At 33.9% G+C, this 20031-nt stretch carries 11 protein-coding genes; 3 read left to right on the top strand and 8 right to left on the bottom strand.

Features of this window, described 5'->3' with window-relative positions:
• The first annotated feature begins 18 nt into the window (after positions 1–18).
• On the top strand, positions 19–1515 hold the full coding sequence (locus AVL50_RS29110) for a SulP family inorganic anion transporter (protein ID WP_062620990.1): 1497 nt from the start codon (positions 19–21) through the stop codon (positions 1513–1515).
• 378 nt (positions 1516–1893) lie between these two features.
• Here the strand turns inward: AVL50_RS29110 and AVL50_RS29105 are convergent, their stop codons facing one another.
• The 8 genes from AVL50_RS29105 to AVL50_RS29070 all read right to left on the bottom strand — a co-directional run bounded on the left by AVL50_RS29105 (position 1894) and on the right by AVL50_RS29070 (position 17869).
• Positions 1894–3387: a sulfatase gene (locus tag AVL50_RS29105; RefSeq protein WP_062620988.1), complete on the bottom strand. Its 1494-nt coding sequence runs from the start codon at positions 3385–3387 to the stop codon at positions 1894–1896.
• A gap of 158 nt (positions 3388–3545) precedes the next feature.
• Positions 3546–7613, bottom strand: a complete 4068-nt coding sequence (locus AVL50_RS29100; protein ID WP_062620986.1) for a hybrid sensor histidine kinase/response regulator transcription factor — start codon at positions 7611–7613, stop codon at positions 3546–3548.
• Positions 7614–7772: 159 nt separating this feature from the next.
• Positions 7773–9065 carry a hypothetical protein gene (locus AVL50_RS29095; protein ID WP_062620983.1) on the bottom strand — a complete coding sequence of 431 codons (1293 nt, stop codon included), beginning with the start codon at positions 9063–9065 and terminating at the stop codon, positions 7773–7775.
• A gap of 139 nt (positions 9066–9204) precedes the next feature.
• Entirely contained in the window at positions 9205–11748 is a 2544-nt protein-coding gene (locus tag AVL50_RS29090; RefSeq protein WP_062621090.1) for a TonB-dependent receptor, read from the bottom strand.
• A 255-nt stretch (positions 11749–12003) separates the two neighbouring features.
• Positions 12004–13215, bottom strand: coding sequence for an NAD(P)/FAD-dependent oxidoreductase (locus AVL50_RS29085; protein ID WP_062620974.1), 1212 nt, complete (start codon positions 13213–13215; stop codon positions 12004–12006).
• Between the two features lie 96 nt (positions 13216–13311).
• Entirely contained in the window at positions 13312–15669 is a 2358-nt protein-coding gene (locus AVL50_RS29080; protein WP_062620972.1) for a YfhO family protein, read from the bottom strand.
• A 137-nt stretch (positions 15670–15806) separates the two neighbouring features.
• Complete coding sequence (locus AVL50_RS29075; protein WP_062620970.1) at positions 15807–17006, bottom strand: glycosyltransferase; 1200 nt, start codon at positions 17004–17006, stop codon at positions 15807–15809.
• Positions 17006–17869, bottom strand: a complete 864-nt coding sequence (locus tag AVL50_RS29070; protein ID WP_062620968.1) for a hypothetical protein — start codon at positions 17867–17869, stop codon at positions 17006–17008. Before AVL50_RS29070 ends, AVL50_RS29075 begins: the two co-directional genes overlap by 1 nt.
• A gap of 130 nt (positions 17870–17999) precedes the next feature.
• Here AVL50_RS29070 and AVL50_RS29065 point away from each other — a divergent pair, with 130 nt between their 5' ends.
• Both AVL50_RS29065 and AVL50_RS29060 read left to right on the top strand, forming a co-directional pair.
• A complete protein-coding gene (locus tag AVL50_RS29065; RefSeq protein WP_062621089.1) occupies positions 18000–18878 on the top strand; it encodes an N-acetylneuraminate synthase family protein in 879 nt (292 codons plus the stop codon).
• Positions 18878–20029: an acylneuraminate cytidylyltransferase gene (locus AVL50_RS29060; RefSeq protein ID WP_062620966.1), complete on the top strand. Its 1152-nt coding sequence runs from the start codon at positions 18878–18880 to the stop codon at positions 20027–20029. The genes AVL50_RS29065 and AVL50_RS29060 overlap by 1 nt, the downstream gene beginning before the upstream one ends.
• Positions 20030–20031: the final 2 nt, after the last annotated feature.

The raw sequence follows: 20031 nt of genomic DNA, 5'->3' as shown, positions 1-20031 counted from the left end.
CTGTCTATAACTTTTAAGATGAACAAATCAAATTTATTCAACAACTATAAGAAGGATTTTCCTGCTAGTATAGTTGTATTTCTAGTAGCATTACCCCTCTGCCTCGGAATTGCATTAGCCTCAGGTGCGCCATTACTTTCAGGTGTCATTGCTGGTATCATTGGAGGAATTGTAGTAGCCTCATTTAGTGGATCTGCAGTTGGTGTAAGTGGTCCTGCAGCTGGACTTGCTGTTATCGTTTTCCACTCAATTCAAGATTTAGGTTCTTTTGAAGCTTTTCTTTGTACCGTTGTTTTAGCCGGTGTTATTCAAATTCTCCTTGGTGTTTTTAAAGCGGGTGTGATTGGATATTACTTCCCCAATGCTGTTATCAAAGGAATGTTGACTGGTATTGGTATTAATATTCTTTTCCAACAATTGCCTAATGCATTGGGTTATGTTGGTCCGGAACATGAACTAACGTTGAGCCTTTCCAATATCACATTAGGTGCAGTGATTGTAACTGCTGTATCGTTACTCATTTTGATTAGCTGGGAAAAACCTTTTATTCAAAAAAACAGGTTCCTTAAAATTATACCAGGACCGTTAGCAACAGTATTGTTCGGCATTCTTTTTTACGTAGGTACAGAAGGGCACCCTACCTTAGGTATTCTTGATTCACAATTAGTTGCTTTACCTGTGATTCACAATATGGATGAGTTTTTAGGAACGTTCAGATTTCCTGACTTTAGTGCATGGAACAATCCACATGTTTATACTATCGCTTTTACAATGGCAATTGTGGCTAGTTTAGAAACACTTCTGTCTGTTGAGGCTGCTGATAAAATGGACCCTCAAAAAAGACACACACCTACCAACCGTGAACTAATTGCACAAGGTACTGGTAATATTATTTCTGGTTTGATTGGCGGGCTTCCGATTACTCAAGTAATTGTTCGTAGTTCTGTTAACGTTCAATCCGGTGGACAAAGTAAATTATCAGCCATTTTCCATGGCGTTTTGCTATTCATCTGTGTATTGACTATTCCAGTTTTATTGGATTTGATTCCATTAGCATGTTTAGCTGCTATACTTTTGACAGTAGGTTACAAACTTGCTAAACCCCAAAACTTTATTCAGATGTACAATAAAGGTATTCAACAGTTTTTACCTTTCATTGTAACTACTTTAGGTGTTGTATTTACAGACTTATTAGAGGGTATTGCATTGGGACTTATCGTTTCTGTTGTAGAAGTGGTTTGGGAAGCAATGAAAGATACTGTTGAGGTTAAAAAAGAAGAATTAGAAGCAGACCAAAATGGTCCAATTCATATTGAGCTTTCTAATCAAGTAAGTTTCTTGAATAAGGCTCAAGTTAAAAAGGCATTAGATGAAGTACCTGAAAATTCACAAGTTATTATTGATGCTAGTAAAAGTAAGGCACTTCATAGTGATGTAAAAGAAATTATTGAAGACTTTATGAAAAGTGAAGCAGACCAAAAGAATATTCAAGCTGAATTGATATTAGCGAAATAATCTTTGAAACACAATTTTTTAATTTTAGGCTCCTTGCAGTATTGCAAGGAGTTTTTTTATATTAATTCTATTGGAACAGTAGATAATTCTTTTCTGATTATTTCTTCAAAAAAGAAAAAATGACTGCTAGGGAGTAGAATAAATCATCAAGAACCACATCACCAAATAGTAATGAGGTTCTCAGTTTATGATTTACGAAAACAATCTTTATTGAAAGTAGGTACTAAATCAAAAATAAATCATGATTTATTCTAATTTATTTTTTGTGAGTACAACGCTAAAAACGTATTAATAGTAGTTCTGTTAAGAGTTTTTTGAAGGAAATAATCGCAAAACAATAAATAGAATTAGTATTAGATAATTTTGAATTCGTACTTACTATTCAATTAGTACAGGTTTTCTTTTAGAAGATTTATCCAACATTTCTTGATGCAGGTCTTCATAAAGTTGTAACCTCCTTTTCTGGTAATCTGAAGATTGCAACCATATTACAGGCTGATTATCAACATTCCAAGTATTCCATAGATCAGCTAAATAAGCTTTCTTTTTGGATTGACTTTCTACTATATTTTTATCCTCATAAGGATCCTTTTTCATGTCAAAAAGTTGAGGCTGACCACCAGGTTTATTCAATAGGTATTTTGAATCTACAGTTCTAACAGCCCAAGATTTACCCTCATATTCTCTCCAGAAGATCGCTTCATGGGGGGAACCTTTTTTCTCTTTTTTAATGAATGGGAGCAGGTCAATTCCGTCGAGCTTTGCCCCTGTTGTATCCACACCCGCCACAGCATATGCAGTTGAAGCGATATCCAAAGATGAAACCAATCCTTCAAACTCAAGAGCCTCGTTGATTCCATTTGGCCAATGAACAAAAAACGGAACGTGTACACCGCCTTCAAAGAAAGAGCCTTTACCTTTTTTAAAAGGATAATTGCTAGTATAATGTACCGGTTGCCATGGTTTTATACCACGGTCTCCACCATTATCTGACAAGAAAAATATAATTGTATTTTCCAATTTCCCAGTTTCCTTTAGCGCATTGACAACCATTCCAATTCCTTGGTCCATTTCATCAATCATAGCCGCATAAACTCTGCGATATTTGTTTTCAATATGGCTGTACTTTTTTATCGTTTCTTTAGGTGCCTCAAGTGGCTGATGAGGAGCATTATAAGCCAAATACAACAAAAAAGGCTTGTCGGTGGACTTCACAAAAGCAGCTGCATCACGACTTAATGCTTTGGTCAAATACTCCTTAAATTCTCCAGCTCCATTATTTCGCCAAAGAGGTTTATAATCCCCTTCGTTTGCACAATAATTTGGATCGCCATTTTTATTGATCAAAGGTGAAATTGCATTTATTCCCGAAGGGAAATAACTATGTCCGCCAGATAAAAATCCATAAAAATGATCAAAACCTCTATTATTAGGGTGATAAGGAGGAGCACCACCCATATGCCACTTTCCTATAATTGCAGTCTTATATCCTACCTTTTGCAATCTTTCTCCAAATGTCTTTTCCTCAAGTGGCAATCCCATATGTAAATCAAAAGGTGAGTTAGTAGGATTGATTTCCATTCCAAACCTAGCCTGATATCGACCAGTGAGAAGACCAGCACGGGAAGGCCCACAATAAGGATGCGTTACATATGCATTAGTACAAATGATTCCATTACTAGCAAGTGCGTCCAATTGAGGTGTCTTGATGTCTTTACAACCTGTAAAACCTACGTCCCCATACCCTAGATCATCCGCTAGAATTACTATAATATTAGGTCGATTTCCCTTTTGAGTTTGAGCTCTTACAACTTGTGGTAAAACTGTTATTAAAAACAGTATTGCAATAAGTATTTTTTCATTTTTCATCATTTCAAATCAGATTTTAATGTACTCTTCTCCATGTATTGAAGCAACAGTCAAATATCTTTACTTGAAAAGAAAATGAAGAGATAAATCATTCATAATAAAGGGCTATAAACATTTGTTCTCTTTATCTGAACATTTATTACTCTACTAAAAATCAATACTTAAACCGTATCATGATCCAGTTTTTCTCTAAGTTCACTTGGTAAAATACCATATTGTTTTTTGAAACATTTTGCGAAATAGGAAGTCGTATTAAAGCCTGTTTGATACATGATTTCTTTGATACTCCAATCTGTTTTTTCAAGGTATTGATGAGCACAAGTCAACCTGTATCTTCTAATATAATCACCTGCTGAGAGTCCTGTTAGATCCTTGAATTTATGATAGAGTCCAGTTCTACTCATCCCCATTTTACTCACTAATGCGTCTACATTAAAATTCGCATCCATCAAATTATCCTCAAGAATTGTAATTACTTCTTCTAAGAATTTTTTATCTTTTGATATCATTTCAATTGCTTTAGGAATTATGAGATCTGGTGTTTGAAATTCTTGAACCAAAGACGATCGGTAAGCAATTATATTATTTACTTTATGAAGAAGTACGTTTATATTAAATGGCTTACAGATGTAATCGTCTGCTCCCATTTTTAAACCTTGTACTTGACTTTCATCAGAAGTTTTTGCGGATAAGAAAATGAAAGGTATGTGATCATATTCTCTATTGGAACGTACTGTTTTCGCAAACTCCAAGCCATCCAAAACAGGCATCATGATATCACTTATAATCAAATGAGGTGTATGCTTGTTTAATAATTCCAAAGCCTCTTTACCATTACTAGCCTCCTTAACTTTGTAGTGATGTATAATTCCTTCCCTTAAGAAAAATCGCATATCCTCATTGTCTTCTACCAACAAAACCAATGGTTTATTTTTAGATTCAATTGGAGAGGTAGTATTGTTTTCCTTTAAATCTAACCTTTGCTCCGCCCCTTCTTTGTTGTTTGTTTTTGGAAGTTTGTTCACTTTGATTTTATCAGTTTTATAATACACATCTGACATTGGAATTTTTACAATAAATCTTGCTCCCGATGTATATGTATTATCCAACTCGATTGAGCCATGATGTAATTCCACTAAACTTTTAGTCAATGATAATCCAATACCAGAACTATGGTTGCTGTCAGCAATTTTATCTTTGAAATTAAAAAAGCGATCAAACAGTTTGCTTTTATTTTCTAAAGGAATTCCATCTCCTGTATCTTGAACTATGAAGTGAAAACTATCTTCAACAATTTTTATCAATAATAAAACCTCACCTCCTGCTTTGTTGAATTTGAAAGCATTCGAAAGAAGATTATAAATAATCTTTTCCATTGCATCAGGTGAAAATAAAATGGTAATGGGTGAAAGAGGGGTTTCTATCTCAAAGTTAATTTGTCTTTTTTGGGCTAATGGATAGAACGGTTGAATAAGATCTTGAATAAAACTAATAATATCATTCCTCTCAAATTCTAATTCGTAATTATCCGTTTCCATTTTTCTAAAATCCAATACCTGATTGATTAACTTCAATAATAATGAGCTGTTCTTTTTCATCAAGGTATATTGATTCAAACGTTCTTGATGAGACAAATCCATATCATTTTCATTAAGGTAATCTAAAGGGCCGTTGATGAGCGTTAGCGGTGTTCTGAACTCATGCGAGATATTCGTAAAAAACTGAAGTTTCATCTTGTAAATGGCTTCTTCCTTTTCTTTTTCAAGCTGAGTTACTAACAATCTATGCTTGTTTTCGCGTCTTTTCTTCATTATGTCACTGAACCCAACTATCATTACGAAAATCAAAAATATATAAAAGAAATAGGCCCAATTACTTTTCCAAAAAATGGGCTTTATCATGAAACGAAACTTTGTACTATTTATAGACCAAACCCCATCATTATTGGCACCTCTAACTTCAAAAATATAATTCCCTGCCGGAAGGTTTGTGTAGCTTACAAAGCGACGTGATGCTGTTGCATTTTGCCATGTACCTTGATAACCTAACAAACGATATTGGTATTTATTATTATCAGGAGATAAGAAATGCAATGCTGAAAACTCAAATGACACACTATTTTCATTATAATTTAAAATAATATCTTGAGGTGTATTTATACTATTTTTCAACAAAACTCTCCCTTCCACCTCATCACCTGCTGTGATTGCCTTATTCCATAGGTAAAATGCTGTAATTTGTACTTTAGGAGGATTTTGATTAGACAGAACCTTTTCAGGATAAAAGCTATTGAAACCATTTATACCGCCAAAAAACATCATTTCATTATCTAACTTTAAACAAGCTTGTTCTTGAAATTCATTCGCTTGTAAGCCGTCACTTACATCATAAGTAGTATATAAACTATCTGCTACATTTATTTTACATAAACCTGTATTTGTCGAGACCCATAAATTCCCTTTTAAATCCTCCAATATTCCTTTTATGGTATTGTTGGGTAAACCATTTTCAGTAGTTAAGCGTTTAAATTCTTCTTTTTTTTCATCTTCAAGTCTGTTCAAACCTCCACCCAAAGTGCCTGCCCATATTCTGTTTTGATTATCTTCCAAAAGGGAAATAATATAATCATGACTTATGGATAATTCATTCTCTTTTTCATGTTTGAAAACCTTAAAAGAAGGATTCTCTAAATATTTCTCCTCACTACTTATTTTCACCAATCCCTTGTCGGTGCCAACCCAAATATTTTCACTAGTATCAATAAGTAAACTTCGAACTGTATTGGATGGAAAATTGGAAAGGGTACTTGTATTGAATTGAGTTAGCTGTTTTGTTTTGGGATTGAACCTCAGTAAGCCATCAAAATAAGTACCCAACCAAATGACATCTTTTTCATCTTGTTCCACACAAAAAACAGCACCCTTATACTCTTTGAATTTATCAACCTTATCATTTTTTGAGGAAGACTCTACCCAATAAGGTCCACTTCCATTTGAGGTTCCAATAAACATTTTTGCAGTACTTCCTACCCTTAATTCTTTGATACATACTGCTAGATCAATTTCTCTTATTTTCTGATAATTATTTCTTCCTTCTTTAAAATCACTTAAATTAATTACATTTACACCTCTCTGAGTTCCAATCCATAACTTTTGACTTTGACTAACAGCAAATGATTTCACTGTGTTATTCGATATATTATTATTGATGGATGATTTATAAATATGTCGAAATTGTTCACTTCTACGGTTGTATTTATTCAATCCACCACCCTGTGTACCTACCCAAAGCAAGCCGGTATAATCCTTATAAATAGATCGAATAGAGTTGGTAGTCAAACTTTTATCATTAGCAATTTGATGGGTAAATGATTTCAGAATATTCACATTATTTTCTGATAAATTCAGAAGCTGTAAACCATAGATGGCACCCATCCAAAATGTTTCCTTTTTATCATTCAAGAGTACCGTACAGCTTTGATTTGTTAACCTTACTAGCTGATTATTAGAATAAGAATGCAATCCACTCAAAGTAGCAAGAATTAGCTTTTCTTTCTTCATTATGATATCATAAATGGAGATTGAACTCACAATTTTTTCAATATCATATTGCCCTTTTTCCTTTTGTTTTATGAGAAATAATCCTTGTGTTGTGCCGGCAAAAATATTCCCTTTCTTATCTTTTATTATACTATTTACCTCAAGGTTTTTATCATGATTATAAGTCAGAATATTTTCAATTATTGCTTTTCCAGTTTCAGCATCAAAAATTACTTTATCCAACCCTCTTCTTGTTCCTACCCAAAGAGTATCCTCATCCATCCATAATTCTTTGATATAATCATTACTTAATTTCCCTTGGTGTTCATTACCTTCCGTCGTAATTATGACAATTTCATTCGTTTTTTGATTAAAATAGTTGAGCCCCTTTCCTGTTGTTCCTATCCATAAGTTTCCTTTCCTATCTTCTTCAATTTTATATATTAGATTACTGCTTAAACGCAGTTTACCATTCGGATGAATTCCATAACGATGAAAGCTATAACCATCATATTTGTTGAGTCCATCATTGGTCCCAAACCATAAAAACCCATATTGGTCTTGTAAAATACATAACACATCATTCTGGCTTAAACCATCATTACTTGTTATGCTTTCAAAAGAACCTAAAGACTGGGCAGAGCTGAAAAAAGGATGAAGAAAAATGAATAAGATCAAATAATATTTCATACAAAATCAAGGAAGTGAATAAGTATTCTAATTTAATGTTTCCTCCACCTTTGATCTATTCTAAAAAGATGAGATTGAAGACCTTTAAAATCTGACACCTTAATTTGATTAATTTATTGACTACTTAAATGTTCTTTTGAATGATTCTAGTGGTCAGCTTTAAAGGATTTCATTGTAATCACTACCCAAAATAATTGCTTTAAAGTCACCTGTTGTCAATATCTTTTTAATCGCCTCATTTTTATTGGGTGCCTTTTCATAATATGATTTACAAATGAGAAATCCCATCGTATAACCAAGATTGCTCGGCCTGTCTTTAATTGCTCCACCGTTATGCATCCATTTTGACAAGTCTTTGCTGTAGATATCTCTCTTTAATTCGTTCATCACAAAATCATAGTTTTTTTGAACAGACAAATAATCAAGATTACGTTGCACTCCAGGGCTTACTTCTTGATTTTCCGTCAGCAATGAAACTAAAAAGTCGCAGGAACCTTCTTCTATTAGTTTACCAAAGAGCACTTCTTTTCCTTCAAAATCAGAATATGATTGCTGAAAGTGCATCAGTTCATGCACCAAATCAAACTTCATATTCTCAAACTCAGTGATGGTTGCAATTTGCCAATCATTCAGATTTTCCTTAGGCATACTATCCGATTTGGCAAACATGTCTACACCTATGTACAAACTTGATTCAGTAAGCGTACCAGATCCATTGATCAAATCAGGAACAATATAGGTTTTAGGAAATACTGCTTTAGGATATAAACTTGCAAACTTCTGCATCATTTGGGTAGCTTCTTGTGCTACTTTGTGTAATTTTTCTTGGCTTATATGATTCCTTAAGTAGAGATAATAATTAGGATTTTTTTTAATCATCACCTTATACATTTTATCAGTATTTTCATATCGTATATGATAATAATCTTTCAGAGCAAATGATCCTTCACAGATATAATTTGAAAGATAAATCCGTCCATTTAGAGTATCAGTAAGTGCCTGATCAAAATACTTCCAAAACCGATCAACAGGTGCGGTTACAATTTCAAAATTTGACACATTGTTCTGTTGTAACTCAATTTGATGAAGAAGGCTATCCAACTCTTCTCTCATATCATGATTTCTTGTCAATTTTTCAAGACCTAGCTTTTGAAGAATATAAGGACTATTCAATCCATATTTGATGGACTCCTTTACTGCTAATAGGGCTGAATCTGCTATGTTTGCTATTCCAAATTGCCATGCAGAATAAACAAAAAGTTCACTGGATTGATTTTGTTGACCTGCTTTAAAATATAAATGAGCCGCTTTTGCATTCTCTCCTCTCTCTCTGAAAACATCACATTGTATTCCCACTTGACCTAAATCCAATAGATCGCACGTCTGGGTATTTTCTTTTTGGCAACTAACTGAAAGTAAAAACAATAAGTATAATAGCGGATTGAGCTTCATTTTTTATTTAATTTTTTTAATAAGAAGAAGAGCAACTCATGATAACTATTTAAGGGTATTTTCAAAAGAAATAGAAAAGATAATTTATAAAAAAACCTCATCACCATAAGGCAATGAGGTTAAAACAATAATCACAATATTAAAAAGTGAATCCTAGTTTAGTATAGAAATAAGCTCCATTGAATCCCATTTGAACAGCATCATGATAACCACCTGATTCGGTAGCTAAAGGATCTTGTTTTGTAGGATACACATTGAAGATGTTATTTCCACCTAAAGTCCAGTTCACTTTTGGATTAACAGCGTAAGTAATAGCGATGTCTGTTGTTACCCTAGGGGCATAATGATCAACTTCTCCATCCCAGTTCATTAATTCTACTTCAGAATATCTGTTCAGACGAATCATTGATGATAATTTTTTATGGTTATGGCTCAAAGAGAAATTGAATTTACTTCTTGGAGCCGAAGCCAATAAGAACATCTGTTCTCTTTCTCCAAAATAAATATCTTCCTTTCCTTCTAATTTTTCATTGGTATTAATGTCACCTAATTCCATGTGGTTGAAGTTACCTGCCACTGAAGCTGTGAAATTATGCAAATCCATCTGGTAAGTATAAGCCAATACAACGTCTACACCATATGTTCTTGTATCTAATGCATTTGTAAAGAATTGAGCAGCACCTACATTCAAATCTTTCAAATCGTCTCCAATATCTGGATCATCATCTGTAAATGCACCTGTCAATACAATTCTATCGTCAATTGCTACATAGTAACCATCCACTGTTAAAGATAGGCCTTCAATTGGATTTAATGTAAAACCTAAACTTGCATTCAATGCTTTCTCTTGTGATAACTCAGGAATACCTAAAGCCTTTGCTAATTCACTATCGTTTGGAGCAATTACTTTATCAATTGTCACACCACCTTCCACGTCTGTAAATGTTGAACTGTAGTGTTTTTGTGCCAATGAAGGTGCTCTAAAACCTGTACTTACCGAACCTCTCATCGCAAAGGCAGGAGAAAACTCATATCTCGTTGCAATTTTACCATTCAGTGTTGAACCAAAATCACTGTAGTTTTCATATCTACCCGCTATAGCAACCATCCACTTTTCAGTAATATCAGTTTCAATATCTAAGTACAAAGCAACATTTGTTCTGTGAGCATTGACAACATTTTCAGGTCTAAAACCTGGGAAACCTTGTGAACCACCTGGTGCACCTTCAGGAGCTCCGCCAGTACCATTTGGATATTGTGCATATGAATCATACTCACCAGCACCAATTCCGTAGGTATCAATTCTAAATTCAGAACCAAATGCAATGTTCATTCCTTCTAAAATACCATCATAGTATTTTGAAACATCAACACCTGTTACATTTTGAGATAAATAATGTTTACCTGCATAAAAACTTGTAGGTGACATCATTCCCATTGATGCATTTACTGTATTGTTCAATGAATACTTGAATTCGTTGTGACCGAAAGTGTTGTTAAAATCAATTTTCCAGTCTTTATAATTTGTTTTCACACCAGCACTGATTGAGAAGTCAGTAATGTCTGAAATAATATTTGGATCAAAACCGTCAGGAAAGATACCTGGAACATTTCTGTCATCATCTGCTGTACGTGTCCATGCATAAGATTCACCATGACGATAGTTTGCTCCACCAAAAGCATAAATTTCTGTATTTTCAGAAAGCGGTAAACCTGCATTAAAGAATGCTCCCCCACTTTGGGCCAGTGCATCACCAACGTAGTTTCTAAATACTTCTTGATCTTCTGGTACTCTATTGGTTCTATCTCTGAATTGATATTGACCTGTAAGGTTCAAATATCCACCATCGTTACCTAATTTTGTTCCGTAGTTTACGTCCATATTCGCAGTCGCACCATCTCCTTCTGAAGTCACACCAGTTCCTATATTGACATTAACGCCTTCACTGTTTTTCTTTAATACAATATTGATTACACCAGCAATTGCATCAGAACCATATTGAGCTGAAGCACCATCTCTAAGAATTTCAATTCTCTCAATTGCCGCCATAGGAATAGCATTCAAGTCGGTACCTGTATTACCTCTACCGCGTGTACCATAAATATTGACTAATGAAGATTGATGTCTTCTCTTACCATTAATTAAAACCAACGTTTGGTCTGGACCTAAACCTCTCAAAGTCGCAGGGTCAACGTGGTCTGCACCATCTGCACCAGACTGACGGTTGGCATTGAATGAAGGAGCAACATATTGTAGTAATTGGTTCATATCCAACTGCCCTGTTGCTGCTGTTACTTCTTCTAAATTAATAACATCAATAGCCACAGGTGTTTCAGTCACTGTTCTGTTTTGACTTCTTGAACCTACCACTTCAATGGCCTCTAATTCCATAGCATCCTCTTTCATTATCACTTTGATATTTTGAGTTGCTATAACTACTTGTTCTTGAAATCCCATCAAGCGAACTACCAATTCAGAGTTCTCTTTGACTTCAATCTGAAATTGTCCTTCAAAGTTGGCCGCTGTACCATGCGAAGGGTTTGATTTCTCATATATTACAGCTCCAGGCAACGGATCTCCATTTTGATCATTAATAATACCTGAGATAAGTGTAGTTTGAGCATTTAGGCTCGTGAAAGATATGAGTAGTAATAAAAATAAATTCGGTAAGATCTGTTTCATGTAATTATTGTACTTTTCTTCTTTTCTCTGTTTGAGATGAATCAAAGTTGTAGGGATTAAGATCACAAAAACAAATCATATACAGTGTTACAAGGAGTATTAAATCTTATTAATAATATTCCACTGTTTGTTAGTTTTAGATAAAAGAGCTGTGTTCAAAATTTAACACCACTTCTCATGTGTTAAATTTTGAACACTTTATTTATATTAAAATAGTACAGTAAAATCACATTGAAATTGTACTATTCAAAGATTTTAATTGTTTTTTGATGCAATAAAGGCAGTTGTCCAAGCAGCTTGAAAATTAAATCCACCTGTAATTCCATCAATATCCATGATTTCACCCGCAAAATGTAAGTTCTTTACTTTCTTGCTTTCCATGGTTTTTACATCAATATCAGAGAGGCTGATTCCTCCACAAGTCACAAATTCCTCTTTAAACTTTGTCTGACCCACCACATCATATTGATCAGACAAAAGGAAATTGATCAGTTTATTCAATTCCTTTTTACTTAGGTCCAACCAAAGTTTAGTTTCAGGCACCTCAATTCTTTGCAAGCAATAATCCCATAAACGCTGAGGCAACTGAAATGGGTTCTTATTTTTGATTTGCTTTTTCTTTAAAACCTCTTTTTGTTCATAGATATATTGCCTTAATTCCTCTTCCGTGTAATTACTCAGCCATGAAACAAGAATTGAAAATTGATAATTTTTATCAGATAATGTCCTAGCTCCCCAAGCTGAAGTTCTTAATACAACTGGTCCACTTACACCCCAATGTGTAATTAATAGAGGTCCTTCTTCTACCAATTTTTTCTCACCAATCACTCTAATTTTAGCGTTAGGAACCGATAATCCCATCAAAGCAGTAAGTGGTTTATGATTTATTTTAAAAGTAAATAAAGAAGGAACCGGACTTTCAATTTTATGCCCAAGAGATTTCAACCAATTAAAACCATCTATCTTAGGCTGTCCTCCAGTACAAACAATTACTTTATCAAAAACCTCTTGTTGTCCATCAATCTCCAAACCGATGCTCTCCTCTTCTAAAGCTGTAAGACTTTGCACCGTAGTACTGTATCTTAATTGAATCCCCAATCTCCTCACTTCATTCATCAAGCAATCAATGATGGTTTGAGAATCATCTGTATCAGGAAACATTCTTCCATCCTCTTCTGCTTTTATTTTCACACCTCTATCTTCAAACCATTTTACAGTATCTTGGCTATTAAAATGGCCAAATGCTTTTTTGAGAAATTTTTCACCCCTTGGATAATGTTTTGACAAGGGAACAGGTTGATAAATCACATTAGTGACATTACACCTTCCCCCTCCAGATATTTTTACTTTTCCTAATACCTTACTTGTTTTCTCAATGATATGTACTTCAGCTTCTGGATTATTTTCCGCTGAATGTATGGCTGCAAAGAACCCTGCAGCACCTCCTCCAATAACTCCTATTTTCATTTTTCTGTATTTTGAGCAAAGGTAATTAATAAGTTCAACTACAAAAAAAGCGAAGCCTTCAAAAGACTTCGCTTTATATTTAAGATAAGAGAAACTCTATTTTTTTGTTTCCTTATAAATAACTAATCCAATGGCTCCAAATAGTAGCAAGATTGTAAGATAACCGGCAATTTTTGAAATCATTCCTCCAACTACAAAAGAGTTGGGGTCAAAATCAAAGGTAATCTCATGCTTTCCTGCTGGAATTTGTAAACCTCTTAAAACATAATTGGCACAAACAATATCCACAGGTTCCCCATCAATTTTAGCTACCCAACCTGCAGGGTACCACACTTCTGAGAAAACAGCAAAACCTCCATTCTTACTATCAGCCGTATATTTCAACCTTCTTTGATTAAATGAAGTCAATTTGATTTGGTCACCTTCCGCAAAATTAGTTGTGATTTCAGCATTCGGGAATTTCTGAACATCCACAATTGCTTGGAAACTTGGATCAATGGTTGATAAAGCTTCCATTTCTTCATCTGCAGAATTGACCTTAATTACCTTATCCACAAACCAAGCATGTCCTAAAGCATTTGGATTTCTATAAACCGCTTGTGCTGTTGAACCTAAGATTGCATATTTCATATTCAGCATGTTCAAAGCAGGTGTTGCTTTTACTGGCAAAGGCTGTCCTGATTGGATACCTGAGGCTAGAGTTTGCATTTCTGTCATTAATTCACGCTCAATGAGGTCTTGATATCTGCGCAACTTAGCGGCAAAATAACCACCAATTGACTTATGATAATATGATGTATTGGCTTCATTAAAAGTACTTGTTGTCAAGTTTAAGACCCTATAGTTCGGATCTTTGTCTTTTAAGATTTCTTTATCTGCTGCTGTTGGAGAGTGGAATTCAGCATTCGATTTTTTCTGGAATGAAGACTCATTAATGTATCGCTTTGCTACTACCCAAACATCCGTAAAGGTCAAAATTGATAATACAACAACAAGAATTGATGTTTTGATTTTCCCTTTAGAATATACAAATAATGTCACTAAAGCTAATAGTAAGAATATGATTGATCTTCTCACATCACTTCTCATTACAAAAACTCTTTCCTCTTCTAAGATCCCTTTATTAGTAAGACCTAACTGTTGGATGATTCCTGCATCTCTTGGACCACTGACATCCATGAAACCTGCTCCTAGCCACATTAAGATCAAAAGTCCTAAAGTACTTCCACCTGCATATAAAAATGCTTTTTGGTTCTTTTCATTCCATCCTTCTTTTATTAGCTTATCCAAACCAATAGCACCACCTAAAGCCATCACAACACAGCTCACTCCTAATGACATCGCCGGTGTTCTGAATTTATTCATACCTGGTAAAATATCAAATAAGGTATAGTTGAACCATTGAAGGTTTTTTCCCCATGCAAACATTAAGGTAATTAATGCACCACCAATTAGCCAAGCTCTAGTTTTAGTATCAAGAATAAATAATGCTAAAATGAAAAAGAATGAGATCAAAATACCTTGGTAAATTGGACCTCCAGTAAAAGGCTGCTCCCCAAAGTATAATGGCATTCTAAAATTAGGCTGACTCAATACTTGATTTTCAACTGTCCTTTTTCCATATTTTTTTACCAAAGCTTCAACTAAAGGTCCATCTTTAGAGATTTTTTCATGGCTACTTCCTCCATAGAAATTTGGAGCTAAAAGTGTTAGAGATTCCATTTTCCCTTCACTCCAACTGAATGCATACCCTTTGTCCAATCCTTCTTCTGTGTGATTATTTTGTTCACCTGGTAAAGGAGTTAATTCTTTTTTACCTCTAATTGAAAACTCTGAATATTCTTTAGTTGTCAAGACTCTCCATAATTGAGATGATGCTCCTAAACCAACTGAAAGAATTCCGATAGGTACAATAATCTTTAGGAAATAAGCCAATTCACCTTTTTTATAGGCATATATTAATTCAACAATACCATAAATCAAGCATACAAAAACCAAGTAATATGTAATTTGATAGTGCCCTGCTCTCAATTCCAGCAACATAGCCCCAGCTAAAACGCCTGCCCCTAATAATAATTTCTTATCAAAAAGAAGACGCATACCACCAATTACCAATGCAGCATATCCAATGGCTAAAAGTTTTGTCATATGACCCGCTTCTAGTGATGTAATATAAAAAGTATTGAAGGCGAATGCAGCCGATATAAAAGCTGCAATCCATGGGTTTACTCTAAAACACATCAAACAAATCCATAATGTCGTCATGAGTAACAAAACTGTCATTGGAGATTCGTAGTTTTCATACATTCCAAACATTGAAATAGTATAAAGGACATGGGCTGGATCACCCTGAATACTAGAGAAAAGTAATTCTGGCATACCAGAAAACATGGCCGAGTTCCATAATGGTGGCTCCCCTGTTTTTTCTGATTCAAGGTGAGACTGATGAGACATCCCTTTAAAGTGAACTAAGTCACTTTGCTGAATCGATTTATTATCAAAAAATTCTGGACTAAAGTATATTATAGTCAAAATAAAAAATACTGGTATTACTAATACCCAATTATATTTTTGAAAACTAAATTTGTTCATTAATTATCTGTATTTTTTTCTTGGTTTAATCTTCCTTCTATTATTTTTTTAAAATTAAAGCCTGCATCTTTAATATTAAATTTTTCAACTGCATTTTTCCTAATTAATTCCCTATTGTAAGTTTTATCCTCTTCAATCCAATCCTGAATTCCTCTCGCCAAACAATCAGAGTCAATTTCTTCTAAAAGCACACCATTCGATTCATTCAGTACTTCTCTCATTCCTCCATTAGCAAAAGACATTACGGGTGTTCCACAGTACAAGCTTTCCAACATAACGTTTGTCAATACATCTTCACGCGTCGGCAAAATAAATAAATCTGAGGCACTATAGGCCATAGCCATTTCCTTTTCAGAAGTTAAAAGACCTGCAATTTTTATATTTTCTGAATCAAAAAGCGTTTTATCATAGTTACCCACAATAAGAAGCTGTATATTCTTCAAATCTACTTTTTTCAATGCTTCAATTAAAATATCAGCTCCTTTTCGGTAATTGGAAACCCTTTCACTAATAAAAAGAATTACTTTTTCTTCCTTATTTAAATTGAAAAACGACCTTGCTATCTCCTTTTCATAAATCTTATATTCACTTTCATCTAAGCAATTATAAAGTAAATTATGTTTGAAATTTGATAGTAATTCACTTCTTAGGGAGTGATCCATTACCCATTGAGAAGGAGCCGAGATCTCAATATCTTTATTGGAGAAAGCCTCTCTTTTCACTTTTCTGAAATCTGCTTCCAAAGCAGCAAATTCTTTGAATCTGTTGAGATCATTTAAATAATGAAATCCTCCTAAAAAATGAGCCATATCGTGCAAATAAATAACAATAGGCTTATCTATATTTTTAAAGAAAGACGGGTAATCTAAAAAGTTGGTAGTCCAATGTAAAACAACAACATCTGCCTGTTTAACAAAAGGATGTCTATCTACTCGAAATAATGAAAAAGGTGAACTAAACCCTTCACAATCTGGATTTTCTTTTAATACTTTGGGGAAAATCCTTATTGCTTTCCACAATGAAGATAGTTTTCTAAACCATACTGAAGGATTAAATGCATAGACTTCTTTCAGTCCATTTGTCTCTGCCCTTGTAATTATCTTAGAATCAACACCGTGATGCAACAGTCCTTTATGTAAACGAAAGGCTGCTTTACCTGCTCCTCCATTGGGATATGTACTGATATGAACTACTTTCATTAGCCTTTTTGAATAATGTGATCTAATGTTTCAAATGGATAAGAGTCGATCCAGCTGTCCTGAGACAAATTTAAAATTTTTTGTTCTCCAGATTGAATAGTTGGATGTGAATTGAAATGCTCATAGACCTTAAAATGGTCATACTGATATTTAAATTGATCTACAGCTTTTGACCAGGAATTCTGATCTGAGGCATTCTTTCGGACATCTTTCTTTTTAGAATCATAAAAATGAGTAATGTTTGCCTTCTTATAATCTCTCATCACTGTACTATCACAACCTAGAAGATAAATCTCAGAATAACCCAAATACAAAAGATAAGGAATCATCATTTGAGGGCCATTAATTGGAGGCATAATTGGTTTAGATATATCATTGAAAGCATCGGTATGTCGGGCTAAAAACAAATATTCTACTTTTCTGTTTTTGAAAAGACCTTCTCTACTTTCTATAAATGGAATATTTTTATGACCTGTAACAATTTTAGTTCTTTCAGGAAGCTCCTTATCAGATTTCTGAAGCCAGTCTAGGTAATTATCCAAAATTAAGGGTTCATGATATGGTGCATAAAAATGAGCAAGGGGGTTAATCACTTTAATATCTTCATGCAAAAAGGCATTACTAATGGTGTAACAATCCTCATTTTCCAACAATTTTAAGTTCTCTAACTTTAAAGAAGGTCCTGTGGCAATCATAAAACACCTCTTGCCCTTTTTAGTATTTTTTAATGATTTATTAGCCTTAATTAGCTCTTTTTTATTGAACGAAAAAAATTGTAGATCAGCAAACCTCTTAAATAAATAAACATAAACTTTTTTCGGCAACCAATCCTTTATAAAACTTTCAGCTTTTACTCTATTCATTAATTTAATTTTTATTGAATATCAACCCCTTATCTGCTTCTAAAAACTAATGTATAAATGGGTTACATTTAATGGTTTTATTTCTAACCAAGAAAATGTAATTTTGATTGATACAAATCTAAAAAACATTATGACTAATATATATAAACAACCTAAAGTTATTGCTGAAATTGGTTGTAACCATAAAGGTGATATGGAAATTGCCAAAGAGCTGATCAAGCTTGCTAAATTCTGTAATGCAGATGTGGCAAAATTCCAAAAGAGAAATAATAAAGAGTTACTGACTGAAGAACAATATCAAGCCCCACATCCTAATCCTAGAAATTCTTATGGAGATACTTATGGTGAACATAGAGAATATCTTGAGTTTAACTTGGAGCAACATAAAGAATTAAAGGAATTCTGTGAGTCTATCGATATAGAGTATTCTACTTCTGTTTGGGATGTTACTTCTGCTCAAGAAATTATTCAACTCAACCCTACTTTAATCAAAGTTCCTTCTGCTTGTAATAATAACTTTGAGATGCTTAAAGTATTGAGAGATGAATACCAAGGTGAAGTACATTTATCTTTTGGTATGACCTCAAAATCAGAAGAGCTTGAAATCATTAACTTTTTCAATGAAACATCTCAAGGAAAAGATAGATTAGTGATTTATTCTTGTACATCAGGTTACCCAGTTCCTTTTGAAGATGTTTGTCTTCTTGAAATTAAAAGGTTACAGGAAAACTATGGTGACAAAGTAAAAGATGTAGGTTTTTCTGGACATCATTTGGGAATTGCCATTGACAATGCGGCTTATACTCTTGGTGCTACTTGGGTTGAACGCCACTTTACGAAAGACAGAACGTGGAAAGGTACTGATCATGCTGCCTCTTTAGAACCTACAGGACTTCAAAAATTATGTAGAGATTTAAAAGCGACCTACACAGCTTTATCATATAAAAAAGAAGAGATTCTAGATATCGAAAAAGTTCAAAGAGAAAAATTAAAGTACAGAAAATCATAATGTCTTCTATTGCATTTATCCCTGTTAGAGGAGGAAGCAAATCTATCCCTTTAAAAAATATCAAAGCATTTTGCGGTCAGCCTTTAGTGTACTGGACAGTAAAAGCCGCTGTGGATTCTCATCAATTTGATACTGTAGTAGTTGCAACAGACTCTATTGAAATCAAAAAAGCAGTTCAATCTTTTCAATTTCAAAATGTAGAGATTTATGACCGCTCAGCTGAAAACGCTCAAGATCATTCTTCTACAGAAAGTGTGATGCTAGAGTACATCAATCAGCTAGAGTCTGACAGCAACAAAATTTTCACTTTGATTCAAGCCACATCGCCACTCCTTAGTGCCAATGATATTGAACAGGGGTTTGCCAAGTTTAAACAGGAAGGTATTGATTCTGTCATTTCATGTGTAAGGGAAAAACGTTTTTACTGGAATGAAGACGGAACCCCTATTAATTATGATTATAGAAACAGACCTAGAAGGCAAGATTTTGATGGTATGCTCGTTGAAAATGGTGCATTTTATATTAATACCGTAAATAATATCATTAAAGATAAAAACAGGCTGAGTGGGAATATTGGTGTAGTTGAATTACCTCATTATACTGCTGTTGAGATTGACGAGGAAGATGATTGGATCATTGCTGAAAAATTAATGCATAAACATTTGTTCCAAGATAAAACTTCTGATATCAAACTTGTACTTTCAGATGTTGACGGCGTACTTACTGATGCTGGCATGTATTATTCTGAAAATGGTGAAGAACTCAAAAAGTTCAATACAAGAGATGGTATGGCCTTCCAACTATTAAGAGAAAATGGTATAAAAACTGGAATTGTAACTTCTGAAGACACTCAACTTGTAGAGAGAAGAGGCAAAAAAATGAAAGTTGATTTTCTTTATCAAGGTAAAAAAGATGGAGGAAAGCTAGAAGTTGCCAAAAAGATTTGTGGTGAATTAAATATTAAATTATCACAAGTTGCTTATATCGGTGACGACATCAACTGTAAAGACCTTCTATCTTCGGTAGGTTTAGCCGCTTGCCCAAATGATGCATTGAAGAAGATTAAAGAAATTCAAAATATTAAAATTCTTTCTAAGAAAGGCGGTGAAGGAGCCTTTAGAGAGTTTGTTGAAGATTATATCCTGATTTAGTC

The organism is Flammeovirga sp. SJP92 (assembly GCF_001583495.1).
Lineage (GTDB): Bacteria > Bacteroidota > Bacteroidia > Cytophagales > Flammeovirgaceae > Flammeovirga.
The sequence above is the reverse complement of the archived record's forward strand: the minus strand, read 5'-3'. Positions and strand labels throughout refer to the sequence as shown.

Bases quoted from the DNA above. Each gene is read 5' to 3' on its own strand.
- AVL50_RS29110 (WP_062620990.1), top strand. From the start codon at position 19: ATGAACAAATCAAATTTATTCAACAACTATAAGAAGGATTTTCCTGCT.
- AVL50_RS29105 (WP_062620988.1), bottom strand. From the start codon at position 3,387: ATGATGAAAAATGAAAAAATACTTATTGCAATACTGTTTTTAATAACA.
- AVL50_RS29100 (WP_062620986.1), bottom strand. From the start codon at position 7,613: ATGAAATATTATTTGATCTTATTCATTTTTCTTCATCCTTTTTTCAGC.
- AVL50_RS29095 (WP_062620983.1), bottom strand. From the start codon at position 9,065: ATGAAGCTCAATCCGCTATTATACTTATTGTTTTTACTTTCAGTTAGT.
- AVL50_RS29090 (WP_062621090.1), bottom strand. From the start codon at position 11,748: ATGAAACAGATCTTACCGAATTTATTTTTATTACTACTCATATCTTTC.
- AVL50_RS29085 (WP_062620974.1), bottom strand. From the start codon at position 13,215: ATGAAAATAGGAGTTATTGGAGGAGGTGCTGCAGGGTTCTTTGCAGCC.
- AVL50_RS29080 (WP_062620972.1), bottom strand. From the start codon at position 15,669: ATGTCTCATCAGTCTCACCTTGAATCAGAAAAAACAGGGGAGCCACCA.
- AVL50_RS29075 (WP_062620970.1), bottom strand. From the start codon at position 17,006: ATGAAAGTAGTTCATATCAGTACATATCCCAATGGAGGAGCAGGTAAA.
- AVL50_RS29070 (WP_062620968.1), bottom strand. From the start codon at position 17,869: ATGAATAGAGTAAAAGCTGAAAGTTTTATAAAGGATTGGTTGCCGAAA.
- AVL50_RS29065 (WP_062621089.1), top strand. From the start codon at position 18,000: ATGACTAATATATATAAACAACCTAAAGTTATTGCTGAAATTGGTTGT.
- AVL50_RS29060 (WP_062620966.1), top strand. From the start codon at position 18,878: ATGTCTTCTATTGCATTTATCCCTGTTAGAGGAGGAAGCAAATCTATC.